Source organism: Frankia sp. CcWB3, assembly GCF_977927595.1.
The window spans coordinates 2,390-15,587 of record NZ_CDWRCK010000089.1; the positions used below are offsets into that span (position 1 = coordinate 2,390).

Below are 13,198 nucleotides of genomic sequence, written 5' to 3' on the forward strand. Positions count from 1 at the left end.
GGCCGGGCAGACCGGGCAGACCGGGCGGGGCGCCTCGAACACGGCGGAGGACCCGGCTCCGGCACTGGATCCGACCCTCGAGGTGATCGGCCGGCTGGCCGGCGTCCTGAGCGTGACCGCCGGCGCGGAGGCGGCCATCGCCGCGGCGCTGGGCGCGGCGGCGGACGCCCTGCTCGTCGGCACGTCGGAAGATGCCATGGCGGCCTTTGCGTGGCTGCGGGAAACGGGCGCCGGCCGAGCATCGCTGGTGGCCGCCGTCACCGTCGCGGATGAGCCTGACGCCTGCGCCGATCCCGCCGCCTGCGCCGGCCCTGTCGGCAGCGCGGCGACCGACCCGGGGGCGGCCAGCGCCGACGGTCCGCTCCCGGCCGGTGCCGTTGCCGCGCTGGACCTGGCGGAGATCGGTGACGACCGGTTCCGTACCGCCGTGTCGTCCCTGCTCGCCCGGACTGTCGTGGTCGAGGATCTGGCAGCGGCCGAGCGGGCCACGGCGTTGCGTCCCGACCTGCGGGTGGTCACCCGCGCCGGCGACGTCATCGGTGCGCCCCTCTCGATCGGTGGCAGCGCGAACCCGCCGTCTGCGATCGAACTGCAGGCCGCGGCGGACGAGGCCGAGGCCGGCGTGGCGGAGGCGACCCGTCGCGTCGAGTCCGCCCACGAGGCGTTCGAGCCCGCGCGTGCCGAGGTGACCCGGGCCCGTACCGCCATCGACGCGGCACTGGCGGCGCTGCACGGGACCGATGCCCGGCACCGGGCGCTGTCCGAGCAGATGGCGCAGCTCGATCGTTCGGGAGGGGCCGCGGCATCCGAGATCGCCCGGCTGGAGGCTACCCGATCACGGGCCGAAACAGCCCGTGATCGGGCATACGGAGCGTTGACCGAGCTCGAGGCGTCGCTCGCCGCGACATCTGAGCAGCCGGAGGCCGGGGAGCGTGCTCCGGATGAACGGGACCGGCTCGTCGCGGCCACCTCCGCCGTGCGCGCCGCCGAGGTCGAGGCCCGGTTGGCCGTCCGTACCAGCGAGGAGCGGGTGCGAGGCCTGCAGGGACGCGCCGACGGACTGATCCGCGCGGCGGCGAACGAGCGGGCGGCACGGGCCGCGGCGGCCCGTCGGCACGAGGTCCGCGAGCGGCAGGCGGCCGTCGCGACGGTGATGGGGGAGGCGGCCCAGGTCGCTCTCGACCGACTGGACCATTCGCTGGCTCGCGCCGCGGCGGAGCGGGAGGAGGCCGACGCACTGCGCAAGGCCGCCGAGACGGAGCTGGTCGGGGTGCGTGACCAGGGGCGCGCCCTGGCCACCGAACTCGCGGCGCTGCGCGACGCCGCCCATCGCGACGAGCTGGCCCGAGCGGAGAAGCGGCTGCGGGTGGAGACACTGGAAGCCAAGGCTCTGGAGGAGCACGGCATCGACGCGGACGACCTGGTGGCGGAGTTCGGGCCGGGCACGCTGGTCCCGCCGGATGAGCCCGACGGCACCGCGGTGCCGTTCGATCGAGCCGAGCAGAGCGCCCGGGCTGCCACCGCGGAGAAGCAGCTGGCCCGGCTGGGGCGGGTGAATCCCCTCGCCCTCGAGGAGTTCGCCGCGCTTCAGGAGCGGGCGGCGTTCTTATCCGCGCAGCTCGAAGACATCAAGAGCACCCGCCGGGATCTTCTACTGGTCGTCGAGGAGGTTGATCTGCGGGTGCGTGAGGTCTTCGCCGTCGCGTTCGCGGACACCGCTCGTGAGTTCGAGATCGTTTTCTCGACGCTGTTCCCGGGCGGTGAGGGCCGGCTGGTGCTTACCGATCCTGATGACATGCTCACCACGGGCATCGAGGTCGAGGCGAGGCCGCCGGGAAAAAAGGTGAAGCGTCTGTCGCTGTTGTCCGGCGGGGAGCGTTCACTGACCGCACTCGCTCTCCTGCTCGCGATATTCCGGGCCCGTCCTTCGCCCTTCTACGTGCTCGACGAGGTCGAGGCAGCTCTGGACGACCGCAACCTCGGCCGGCTGCTCGATGCTGTCGAGGGTCTGCGCGAGAAGTCGCAGCTGATCATCGTCACCCACCAGAAGCGGACGATGGAGATCGCTGACGCCCTGTACGGCGTGGCCATGCGGGGCGACGGGGTGACGACAGTGATCAGTCAGCGGCTGCGGGAGCGGGCGGCGCTCTGACGCCGCCGCCCTCCCGCCGGGCGAGCGCCACGGCCTTGTGGCGTCATCTGTCAGGATCGGTACGTGGAGCTCCTCATCCTGATCGTCGTCATCGCCGTCGTCGTACTGGCCACCGTGGGCCTGGTGGCCGGCACGGCCCTGCGCCGACGCCCCCGCCGATCCGTCGAGGAAGGCCCGCGCCCGGGCGCCGACTACCGTCCCGGGGTCGGTGACGATGCCGAGGTACCCCGAGATTCGGCGACCAGGACGGTCGACGACATCGGTCTTCCCGATGTGCTGCCGCCGTCCCCGACGGAGACCGAGGGCGTCGGCGCCCCGCCCGCCGAGATACCGGCCGCGCCGGGGATCCCGGTCCAGGAGCGGATCCCGCCGGAGGCACCGCCGCCGGCCGCCGGCCGCCTCGTCCGGCTGCGCCTGCGGCTGGCTCGTTCGCAGAACGCGCTCGGTCGCGGATTGCTCTCCCTGCTGTCCGGCGACAATCTCGACGAGGACGCGTGGGAAGACGTGGAGGCGACCCTGCTCCTCGCCGACGTCGGGGTTACGGCGACCACCGAGCTGGTCGCCGCGCTGCGGGAACGCACGAAGGTGCTCGGTGCCCGCACGCCTGCGGATGTGCGGGCGGTGCTGCGCGACGAGCTGCTTGCCCAGATCGGTACGACGACCGACCGATCGCTGCGCACGACGGCCCCGGATCGTCCCGCCGTCGTACTCGTCGTCGGTGTCAACGGTACGGGCAAGACCACGACCTGTGGAAAGATCGCGCGGCTGCTGGTCGCGGACGGGCGTACGGTCGTGCTGGGCGCGGCGGACACGTTCCGTGCCGCGGCCGCGGATCAGCTTCAGACCTGGGGTGAACGGGTCGGCGCGATCACGGTCCGCGGGGCCGAGGGGGGTGACCCCGCGTCGGTGGCGTTCGATGCGGTCCGACAGGGCACGCAGAGCGGTGTGGACACCGTGTTGATCGACACCGCCGGCCGGCTGCACACCAAGGCAGGCCTGATGGACGAGCTGGCGAAGATTAAAAGAGTGGTGGGCAAGCACGGTCCGGTCGATGAGGTGCTGCTCGTGCTCGACGCCACGACCGGTCAGAACGCGCTTGTCCAGGCACAGGTGTTCACGCAGGCGGTTGATCTCACCGGAGTCGTGCTGACCAAGCTGGACGGTACGGCCAAGGGCGGGATCGTCATCGCCGTGCAGCGCGAGCTCGGCATGCCGGTGAAACTGATCGGCTTGGGAGAGGGTCCAGACGATCTTGCTCCCTTCGAGCCGGAGGCGTTCGTCGACGCCCTGTTGGGCGAAGCTGGCTGATCGATCGAGTGGCCGCCGGATCGGCGAAGACCACAACGTGCTCAGCGTCAAGGCCTTCCGGCCGTTCGGCATGTGACCTAAGCTTCATCACTGAGCGGAGCTGTGGGGCTCCGTGGTCAGCCGCGCCATGTTCCTCGGTGTTCTCCTGGCCGGGGGGTGAGCGTCCGGCGAGGCGTCTCGCCCTCCTCAGCGCAGAGGGCGGGCCCGGCAGGTGAATGACCAGGTCGGTGTCCGTGCGGGCATGCCTCGCCGGGCCGCGCACGTCGCGTCCGCGTCGATCGGCCGATGCGTGACGTCGTCGGTTGATCGGACGCGGGGGTGTGCTGTCCTCGTCGTCGGGTGCGTACGCTGGTGCCTGCGGTCCGTCTGCGATCTCGGAGTGTGTGCGCGTGTTCGACACCCTTTCCAGCCGCCTCGACAAGGTCTTCGCGTCGCTGCGTGGCAGAGGGCGCCTTACCGATGCCGACATCGACGCCACCGCGCGGGAGATCCGGGTGGCTCTGCTCGAGGCAGACGTCGCGCTCCCGGTCGTCCGTGGCTTCGTGGCCGCGGTGAAGGAGCGTGCCCGCGGCGCCGAGGTCAGTGCGTCGTTGAACCCTGCCCAGCAGGTAATCAAGATTGTCAATGAGGAGCTCGTCGCGATCCTCGGCGGCGGCACGACGACGCTGCGGTACGCCAAGACCCCGCCGACGGTGGTCCTGCTCGCCGGCCTGCAGGGAACGGGTAAGACCACCCTGGCCGGCAAGCTCGGGCGCTGGCTCAAGGCCCAGGGTCACACCCCGCTGCTGGTCGCGGCCGACCTGCAGCGTCCGAACGCGGTCAACCAGCTGCAGGTGGTCGGGGCGCGGGCCGGGGTGGAGGTCTTCGCGCCCGAGCCCGGCAACGGGGTCGGGGATCCGGTGCGCGTCGCGCGCGACGCGCTCGCGCACGCGCGCCGGCAGGTCTTCGATGTGGTCGTCGTCGACACGGCCGGGCGGCTCGGCGTCGACGAGGAGATGATGCGGCAGGCGGCCGACATCCGCGACGCCGTCTCACCGGATGAGATTCTCTTCGTCCTGGACGCGATGATCGGTCAGGACGCGGTCGCGACCGCGAGCGCCTTCGCCGATGGCGTGGGATTCAGCGGAGTGGTCCTGACCAAGCTTGATGGCGACGCGCGCGGTGGTGCGGCCCTCTCGGTCGCCCAGGTGACCGGTCGGCCGATCATGTTCGCCTCCACCGGCGAGGCCCTGGACGACTTCGACGTCTTCCACCCGGAACGCATGGCGTCGCGGATCCTCGGTATGGGTGACGTCCTCACCCTCATCGAGCAGGCCGAGAAGGCGTTCGAGGCCGAGCAGGCCGAGGCCATGGCGGCGAAGATGGTCGCCTCCGAGTTCACTCTCGAGGATTTCCTCGAGCAGATGCTCGCGGTCCGCAAGATGGGCCCGATCGGCAACCTGCTCGGCATGCTGCCGGGTATGGGCCAGATGAAGGATCAACTGGCGCAGGTCGACGATCGGGACGTCGATCGGGTGGTTGCGATCATTCGGTCCATGACGCCGACGGAACGGCGTGATCCCAGGATCCTGCAGGCGTCCCGCAAGGCTCGGGTCGCGCGTGGATCCGGGGCCACGGTCACCGAGGTCAACCAGTTGCTGGACCGGTTCGCCGAGGCCCGCAAGATGATGCGGCAGATGGCCGGCGGCATGGGGATGCCGGGGGGGATGGGTCGAGCGAAGGCCGCCTCGGCTCGCAAGGCCGCGAAGAAGGGCAAGGGAGCCAGCCGCAAGGGTAATCCGGCGGCACGGGCGGCCCAGGCCAAGGCGCAGAAGTCCACTGCGCAGGAGCGGCTGGCGAAGGGCCCCGCGCTTCCGGACGGCATGCCGGATCTCTCGGCGCTGATGCGGCAGCAGGACGGCTTCGGTGGGATGCCGCCGCGCGGCCCCCGCGGGGGCCGTTGACCCGCGCGAGGCGGCCGTGGTGGATGCACGGGCTCCCCGGTCGTGCGCGGCGGTCACGATCTGGCAGACTGTAAGCTCAATACAGGCCCTGCCTGCCAGCGCCGGTGTGGCTGCCCTCATTCCTCGCGGTGTCGCGGTTCCTCGCGGTGTCGCGCGGGAGATGTGTGAGTGGTTGTCCGGCGCGGGTGCTTCCCACCACCGGGGCTCCATGCGCAGCCGTGGAAAACCAGTGGTCATCGACATGTCTGGAGCCGTTCGACCACCGTGGCAACCAAGATTAAACTGCAGCGTCTCGGCAAGATGCGCGAGCCGCACTACCGCATCGTCGTGGCCGATGCCCGTACCAAGCGGGATGGTCGGGTCATCGAGTCCATCGGGCAGTACCACCCCAAGTCCGACCCGAGCATCATCAAGGTCGACGCCGAGCGGGTGGGGCACTGGCTCTCGGTCGGTGCACAGCCCACCGAGCCCGTCCTCGCGATCCTCAAGGTCACCGGGGACTGGCAGAAGTTCAAGAACCTGCCGGCGCCCCCGCCGATGAAGGTCGCCGAGCCAAAGGCGGACAAGCGGGAGATCTTCCAGGCGGCCGCGCGGGCTGCCGCGGGCGCCGAGGACCGGCCGGCCACCACGCCGAAGAAGGCCAAGAAGTCCGGGTCGGCAGAGTCGGCAGAGGAAGTGGAAGCCGCCCCGGCCACGGACGCACCGACGACCGCGGGGCAGTAGGTGCTGGAGGCGGCCCTCGAACATCTTGTGCGAGGCATCGTCGATCACCCCGACGACGTCCGGGTGGACCTGAACAACGGTCGGCGTGGACGTACCCTGGAGGTGCGGGTGCACCCCGAAGATCTCGGGAAGGTCATCGGTCGGCGAGGCCGTACCGCTCGTGAGCTGCGCACGGTGATGGGCGGTGTCGGAGGCCGGGGCCTTCGGATCGACGTTGTCGATGTGGATCATTAGGATCCGCCGATGCTGTCGCGAGCTTCGTCCTGATTGCTCGAGAAGTCGTGGCTGAGGAGATCGTCGTCGGGCGGATCGGCCGGCCGCATGGCATCCGCGGTGAGGTCACGATCGAGATTCGCACCGACGTGCCCCACCGCAGGTTCGCCGTAGGGGCAGTCCTCGGTCGCGAAGGGGGCGGAACTCCGCTCACCGTCTCCGGCGCTCGTTGGCACTCGGGTCGCCTGTTGCTTCACTTTCGCGGGGTGGACGATCGTGGCGCCGCGGAGGCGCTGCGCGGCGTGCTCCTGGCTATCGACGCGGATCAGGCGGGATCGCCGCTCGACGACGATGCCGCCGACGGCGAGGCCGTGGAGATGTGGTGGGATCGGGACCTGGTCGGCCTGCGGGCGGTGACCACGGCGGGCATGTTGTTGGGGCACGTCACCGGCATCATTCACTCCCCTGCGGGAGACCTGCTCGCGATCGGCGGCCCGGACGGTGGCGAGCATCTCGTCCCCTTCGTCCGTGACATCGTGCCGACCGTCGACCCCCCCGCCGGCCGGATCGTCGTGGATCCGCCGCCCGGCCTGCTCGATCTCGATTGACTCGGGTCCTGCGCCGGAAGTTGGCTGCGCCGCCTCGGCCCGGTCTTCGGCTGGCGGGCAGGTCGGGTTTCCCGGCAGGCAGCCGATACCTCTGAGAACCGATATCTCTGAAAGCAGCCGATGCGCGCCGACATCGTCACCATCTTCCCGGCCTATCTCGAGCCACTGCGTCTGTCGCTCGTGGGCCGGGCCCAGGAGCGCGGAACCCTGCAGATCCATACACATGATTTGCGGATGTGGACCACGGATGTTCATCGCACCGTGGATGACGCCCCCTACGGGGGAGGCCCGGGAATGGTCATGCGGCCCGAGCCCTGGGACGCGGCGTTGTCGGAGATCACCGCACGAGTGGCCGGTAGCCGGCCCCGGGTCGTCGTGCCGACCCCGGCGGGGACTCCGTTCACTCAGCGATATGCCGAAGAGTTGGCGCGCGAGCCCTGGCTGGTGTTCTGCTGCGGGCGCTACGAGGGTATCGACGCCAGGATGATCGAGACCTGGGCCGATGACGAGATCTCCATCGGAGACTATGTGCTGGCCGGGGGCGAGGCCGCGACTCTGGTGATTCTCGAAGCGGTTACGCGGCTGCTGCCCGGAGTCCTCGGTAACAGTGCCTCGGTCGTCGACGACTCTTTCTCCGACGGCTTGCTGGAAGGCCCGGTCTACACCCGTCCGCCGGTATGGCGGGGGGCCGAGGTGCCGTCCGTTCTCCGCTCCGGCGATCATGAGGCGATCGCCCGCTGGCGTCGTTCCCAGGCGCTTCGTCGTACCCTGTTGCGGCGCCCGGACCTCCTGGAACGCCGCGAGTTCGCCGAAGCGGACCGAGCCGTACTCGCTGCCGCCGCTGCCGAGGCTGCCGGGCGGATGGTGCCGGGCCCCCACCGAGGGGACCGGCCTGATCCATCGTCGTGACGTCGAGGGGCCAGGCGAGGGGCAGGGCGGTCCGGTCTCTCTCCTAGGTGTGGCACAGTAGGATGCAGTGTCCGTCGGTTCGTGACCGGTTCGGGCGGCCTCGGGTCGCATGTCTTCCCCGCGGGACACCTCGCGGTGATTGCGTCCACCCATGCCGGCCAGATCGGCCTCGACCATGGATTGTCCGTCTCGGTGCGTTCCGGGGCCGCGGACGATCCATTCTCAACTCTTCAGGAAGCGACTGCCATGCACACCCTGGACAGCCTCGACGCCGAGTCGCTGAGGACCGACGTGCCCGAGTTCTGGCCGGGCGACACCCTCAAGGTCCACGTGCGGGTTGTCGAAGGAAACCGTCAGCGCATCCAGGTCTTCCAGGGTGCCGTCATCCGCCGCCAGGGTGGCGGGGTGCGGGAGACCTTCACCGTCCGTAAGGTCAGCTTCGGCGTGGGCGTGGAGCGGACCTTTCCCCTCCACAGCCCGATCGTCTCGAAGATCGAGGTCGTGAGCCGCGGTGACGTCCGACGGGCCAAGCTGTACTACCTGCGTCAGCTGCGCGGTAAGGCTGCCAAGATCAAGGAGAAGCGTGAGCCGGTCGCGCGCTGAGGTCACCGCCACCCCGTGACGCGTCCGGATTCTCCATCCGCGACTTGCCGGTTGCCCGTGCAGGTGCCGTCGCCGTTGATGGAAGAAGATAGGCGGCACGGTCCGCAACGCTGTCGCAAGGTGCGGCTGGTGGCACGTCGACCGGTCCGATGAGGTTTGGCGGTCGATCCTGCGAGGTGGCGGCGTGAACGCATCCGATCCCAGTGGGCCTCGGGTACCGGGAAGGACCGAGTGCGGCCAGCCGGACGGCGCGCAGCCGAGCCCTGCGACCGAGCCAGACGGCCCGAAGGACCAGGCGCAGCCCGACGGTCCGGAAGCCACCGGTCGTCGGGTTTCCCGGCCTGAGGCGGCGCGGGCCCGTGGCCGTGGCTCGTTCCTCCGCGAGCTCCCGGTCCTTGTGCTGATCGCCTTTCTGCTCGCCCTGCTCATCAAGGCTTTTCTGGTCCAGGCGTTCTGGATCCCCTCGGAGTCGATGGAACGGACACTGCTCGTCGACGACCGGGTTCTTGTCAACAAGGTCGTCTACCACTTCCGCGACGTGCATCGGGGTGAGATCGTCGTCTTCAACGGCAAGGGGACCGGATTCGATCATGCCGAGTCCGTCGTCCCGCCGCCGAGCAACGCGTTCAGCAGGTTCGTTCGTGGCGCGCAGAACCTGTTGGGTCTCGGGGCTCCGAGCGAGACCGACTTCATCAAACGCGTCATAGCGGTCGGCGGCGACACGGTCGCGTGTTGCGATACCGCGGGCAGAGTCTCGGTCAACGGCCATCCGCTCGACGAGCCGTACGTCTACCAGAACGACTATCAGCGGTTCGGCCCGCTGACCGTCCCGGCTGGCTACCTGTGGGTGATGGGTGACCATCGCGGGGCCTCCTCGGATGCCCGGCAGAACGGGCCGATCCCGAAGCATGCGGTGGTGGGACGGGCCTTCGTCCGTGTCTGGCCACTCGGCCGGTTCGGATTCCTGGGCGTTCCAAACGATTTCGCCGGGATTCCCGTCGAGTCGGTGGTGTCTCCGGCTCCTCGTGCGCCGGCCGGGTCGGCCACGTCGGCCACATCGGCCGCGTTGTCTTCCGCCGACGACGCCGCGGTGCCGCTGCCGGGCTCCCCGGCCACGGATGACGCATCCCTGTTCGCCCTTGCCGTGCTAATCCCCCCGGCGTGGACCGCCACCCGTCGGCCCCGCCGGATGCCACGAGGACCCACGCGCACGCGCGCGTCAGGGACGGCTCGGCGCCGCGGTCCGTCATGAGACACTACGGTGCCGCTCTTCGCCGGGATGCGGGGCTGTTCGGTTACGAGCGCGCTCTGAACAGGCATGGTCTCGGTCCGGTCGCAGGGGTCGACGAGGCGGGTCGTGGGGCATGCGCCGGACCCTTGGTCGTCGCCGCGGTGATTCTGGCTCCGGAGGCTCGTCGACGGCTGGCGCGGTTGGCCGACTCCAAGCTCCTGACCGAGCAGATCCGTGAGAGTGTTTTCGAGGACGTGACGGCCGCCGCCGAGGCGTGGTCGACCGTCGTCATCTCCGCGGCCGAGATCGATCGGGTCAGCCTGCACGTAGCCAACATCACCGGAATGCGACGCGCGGTGGCGCGCCTGCCTGTGCGCCCAGGGTACGTGCTCACGGATGGATTCGCGGTCGCCGGTTTCGGAGCGGAGTCGTTGGCGGTGGTGAAGGGAGACCGGGTGGTCGCGTGCGTGGCGGCAGCCTCGGTCGTGGCGAAGGTGACGAGGGACCGGATCATGCGTGCGTTGCACACGCGCTATGCCGAGTACGATTTCGCGCAGCACAAGGGATACGTCACCGCGGCCCACGCGGCGGCGCTGGCGCGCTGCGGACCGTGTGACGAGCATCGGATGTCGTACGTCAACGTGGCTGCGCATGCGGCGACGACGAGGGAAGCACGATCATTGCGGCTGGAGGACAGGGTGCTTGTGACCAGCCGACATGGCGTCACGGAGACTGTATGAGCGCGGAAGACCTCGAGAAGTACGAGACCGAGATGGAGTTGCAGCTCTATCGCGAGTACCGCGACGTGGTGGGGCTTTTTTCGTATGTGATCGAAACCGAGCGCCGCTTCTACCTCGCGAACGACTACCAGATCGAGGTCAGGAACAGCACGGACGGCGAGGTCTTCTTCGAGTTGATCTTGCGGGACGCCTGGGTGTGGGACATGTTCCGTCCTGCGCGTTTTGTTAAAAATGTCCGAGTAGTCACCTTTAAAGATATCAACGTCGAGGAGTTGACCAAGGCCGAGCTCTGACGCCGACTCTCGGCGTCACGCTTTCCAGCCCCGGCCGCTTGATCGCTTCGGCGTCTTGATCGTCTCGGCGGTATGTTCGGCAGATCGGCATCTCATTCCGGTCGGTCGTCGCCTGGATCGACAGTGCGAGTCGGCCCGTCACCGAAGCCCGTGATGCCCCGCTGAGATGTCCGCCCAGCTCGTTCCTGTGGAGAAACCCTCGCCATCCACATATCGATCATGTGGATGGCTCTCCGGCCCGCCCACGTCCACGCTGGTCACGACCGGCGGGCACCCGTCCCCCGGCGAACGGGAGCGGCGATGCGGGCAAAGGACGCACTGGGCAGGTTCGGCGAAGATGTCGCCGCCCGCCATCTGGCGGCGGTCGGCGCCGAGATCCTCGACCGTAACTGGCGCTGCCGCGAGGGCGAGCTCGATCTCGTTGTGCAGGACGGTGAGAGCCTGGTGTTCTGCGAGGTCAAGACCCGATCCGGGACGCGTTACGGATCGGCCGCCGAGGCCGTCGTGGGTCGCAAGGCGGCTCGGATCAGACGCCTGGCTGCCCGATGGCTCGCAGAGCACCCCCACGCCTCGTCGTTGGTGTGTTTCGACGTCCTCCTGGTGTCCCGCCCTCCGGCGGGTCCGGTTCGTGTCGAGCACATCCGGGGAGCGTTCTGATGGCCCTCGCGCGGGCCCGGGGGGCGGCGGTCGTCGGGGTCGAAGGTCACATCGTCGAGGTGGAGGCGGATCTCGCCAATGGTCTTCCGCGGCTGACTCTCATCGGTCTGCCCGATGCCGCGTTGCATGAGTCACGGGATCGGATTCGCGCCGCGATCGTGAACTCGGGCCAACGGTGGCCTGATCGGCGCATCACGCTCGGGTTGTTCCCCGCCACCCTCCCGAAATCGGGCAGTGGTTTCGACCTGGCTATGGCGGTGGCGATCCTCACCGCGGCCGGTGTGGTGCCGCGCGCCGCCCTGCTCCGTCGGGTACTCATCGGCGAGCTGGCGCTGGATGGCCGGGTGCGCGGTGTCCGCGGGGTGCTCCCGGCGGTACTTCGGGCGGTGGCTGCCGGTATCGAACGGGTCGTGGTACCGGCGGGCAACGCCGCCGAGGCGGCGCTGGTACCGGGCGCGGTGGTAGAGCCCGCTGTCGATCTCACCAGTGTGCTGGCGCTCCTGCGGGGAGAGATCGCCGCCGAGCCCGTGGCGGCCCCCACGGCCGAAGCTGCCTCCACCGACGGTCAGGTCGGGGATCTGGCGGACGTGGCGGGGCAGAGCAGGGGCCGGCTGGCCGTCGAGGTCGCGGCGGCCGGTGGCCACCACCTGTTCATGCAGGGGCCGCCCGGCAGTGGCAAGACCATGCTGGCCGACAGACTGCCCGGGCTGCTGCCGAACCTCGGTACCGAGGCCGCTCTCGAGGTGACCGCGGTCCATTCGGTCGCCGGCCTGCTGCCCGCGGACTGCCCGCTCGTCACCCGACCGCCGTATCGTAGTCCGCACCACAGCGCGACCCCGGCGGCACTCGTCGGGGCAGGCTCGACGGTGATTCGGCCCGGGCTGGCCAGTCAGGCGCACCGGGGCATCCTGTTTTTGGACGAGGCGCCAGAGTTTACCCGTCAAAGTCTCGATGCGCTACGTCAACCGTTGGAGAGCGGCGAGATCGAGATCGCCCGCGCTCGCGCGACGACACGGTTTCCCGCCCGCTTCCAGCTGGTTCTGGCCGCGAATCCCTGCCCGTGTTCGAAGGCCCGTGGCCCACGCGCGGTGGGCTGCGAGTGCCCGAGCCTGGTCCGTCGGCGCTATCTGGCCCGTTTGTCCGGGCCGCTCCTGGATCGGATCGACATCCAGGTGGCGTTGAGCGATCCCAGCCGGGCGGAGCTACGGGCGGACCGTGGCCAGGGTGATTCGTCCGCGGTCGTCGCGGCGCGGGTCGCCGCGGCCCAGGAGGCGACCCGGGTCCGGCTGGCCGGAACGCCGTGGCGGCTCAACGCGGAGGTGCCGGGGCCGGCGATGCGCCGACTGTGGCCGCTGCCGGCGAGGGCGACGGCCGTGGCCGAGCGGGCATTCGAAAGAGGCCTGCTCACCGCGCGCGGTCTCGACCGTGTCCTGAGGTTGGCGTGGACCTTCGCCGATCTCGCCGGACGGGGCACGCCCGGTCCCGAGCAGTTCGGTGCCGCGCTGGATCTGAGATTGCCCGGGTGGTCGGCATGAGCATGGGAGGCCCCCGTGGGGACGCTCCTGACCGTGACGTGAACCGTGTCGCGCAGGAGACCGTGTCGCGCAGGAGGAAGAAGCCGCATCCGGTGCCGTCTTCAGGGAGTGGGACATGAGCTCGACGACTCCGCCGGATGCCCGGGGGGCGGATCCCGGTCCCGCGCCCGGGAGGGTGGCACCGGATGACACCGACTGGTCGGATCCCGAGCGGTTGGCCCGTGTCGTCCTAGGGCCTGTTTGGGAAGTTTATCGGGGCAGCCATTTGTTGATCGCGGCGATG

13 protein-coding genes are annotated in these 13,198 nt (G+C 69.7%); all 13 read left to right on the plus strand.

Annotated features, from left to right (window positions below):
* Nucleotides 1-2,152 (plus strand): AAA family ATPase (locus ACY5KJ_RS09180; protein WP_462203182.1); only part of this gene is annotated, 2,152 nt, incomplete at its 5' end.
* 63 nt (nt 2,153-2,215) lie between these two features.
* Entirely contained in the window at nt 2,216-3,460 is a 1,245-nt protein-coding gene (ftsY, locus tag ACY5KJ_RS09185; protein WP_462203183.1) for a signal recognition particle-docking protein FtsY, read from the plus strand.
* Nucleotides 3,461-3,849: 389 nt separating this feature from the next.
* Nucleotides 3,850-5,403: a signal recognition particle protein gene (gene ffh / locus ACY5KJ_RS09190; protein WP_462187777.1), complete on the plus strand. Its 1,554-nt coding sequence runs from the start codon at nt 3,850-3,852 to the stop codon at nt 5,401-5,403.
* A gap of 264 nt (nt 5,404-5,667) precedes the next feature.
* A complete protein-coding gene (gene rpsP, locus ACY5KJ_RS09195) occupies nt 5,668-6,126 on the plus strand; it encodes a 30S ribosomal protein S16 (RefSeq protein WP_462187776.1) in 459 nt (152 codons plus the stop codon).
* Nucleotides 6,127-6,360, plus strand: a complete 234-nt coding sequence (locus ACY5KJ_RS09200) for an RNA-binding protein (RefSeq protein ID WP_462187775.1) — start codon at nt 6,127-6,129, stop codon at nt 6,358-6,360.
* 47 nt (nt 6,361-6,407) lie between these two features.
* Nucleotides 6,408-6,947, plus strand: a complete 540-nt coding sequence (rimM, locus tag ACY5KJ_RS09205; protein WP_462187774.1) for a ribosome maturation factor RimM — start codon at nt 6,408-6,410, stop codon at nt 6,945-6,947.
* Between the two features lie 120 nt (nt 6,948-7,067).
* Nucleotides 7,068-7,856 carry a tRNA (guanosine(37)-N1)-methyltransferase TrmD gene (trmD, locus tag ACY5KJ_RS09210; RefSeq protein WP_462187773.1) on the plus strand — a complete coding sequence of 263 codons (789 nt, stop codon included), beginning with the start codon at nt 7,068-7,070 and terminating at the stop codon, nt 7,854-7,856.
* A gap of 246 nt (nt 7,857-8,102) precedes the next feature.
* Nucleotides 8,103-8,459 carry a 50S ribosomal protein L19 gene (gene rplS / locus ACY5KJ_RS09215; protein ID WP_462187772.1) on the plus strand — a complete coding sequence of 119 codons (357 nt, stop codon included), beginning with the start codon at nt 8,103-8,105 and terminating at the stop codon, nt 8,457-8,459.
* A 184-nt stretch (nt 8,460-8,643) separates the two neighbouring features.
* Nucleotides 8,644-9,711, plus strand: coding sequence for a signal peptidase I (lepB, locus tag ACY5KJ_RS09220; RefSeq protein ID WP_462203184.1), 1,068 nt, complete (start codon nt 8,644-8,646; stop codon nt 9,709-9,711).
* The gene (locus ACY5KJ_RS09225) at nt 9,708-10,430 is read left to right on the plus strand and encodes a ribonuclease HII (RefSeq protein WP_462187770.1); all 723 of its coding nucleotides are present in this window, start codon (nt 9,708-9,710) and stop codon (nt 10,428-10,430) included. Before lepB ends, ACY5KJ_RS09225 begins: the two co-directional genes overlap by 4 nt.
* A complete protein-coding gene (locus ACY5KJ_RS09230) occupies nt 10,427-10,723 on the plus strand; it encodes a DUF2469 domain-containing protein (protein WP_011437963.1) in 297 nt (98 codons plus the stop codon). The genes ACY5KJ_RS09225 and ACY5KJ_RS09230 overlap by 4 nt, the downstream gene beginning before the upstream one ends.
* A 300-nt stretch (nt 10,724-11,023) precedes the next feature.
* Nucleotides 11,024-11,380, plus strand: a complete 357-nt coding sequence (locus tag ACY5KJ_RS09235; protein WP_462187769.1) for a YraN family protein — start codon at nt 11,024-11,026, stop codon at nt 11,378-11,380.
* Entirely contained in the window at nt 11,380-12,915 is a 1,536-nt protein-coding gene (locus tag ACY5KJ_RS09240; protein ID WP_462187768.1) for a YifB family Mg chelatase-like AAA ATPase, read from the plus strand. The genes ACY5KJ_RS09235 and ACY5KJ_RS09240 overlap by 1 nt, the downstream gene beginning before the upstream one ends.
* Nucleotides 12,916-13,198 lie beyond the last annotated feature (283 nt).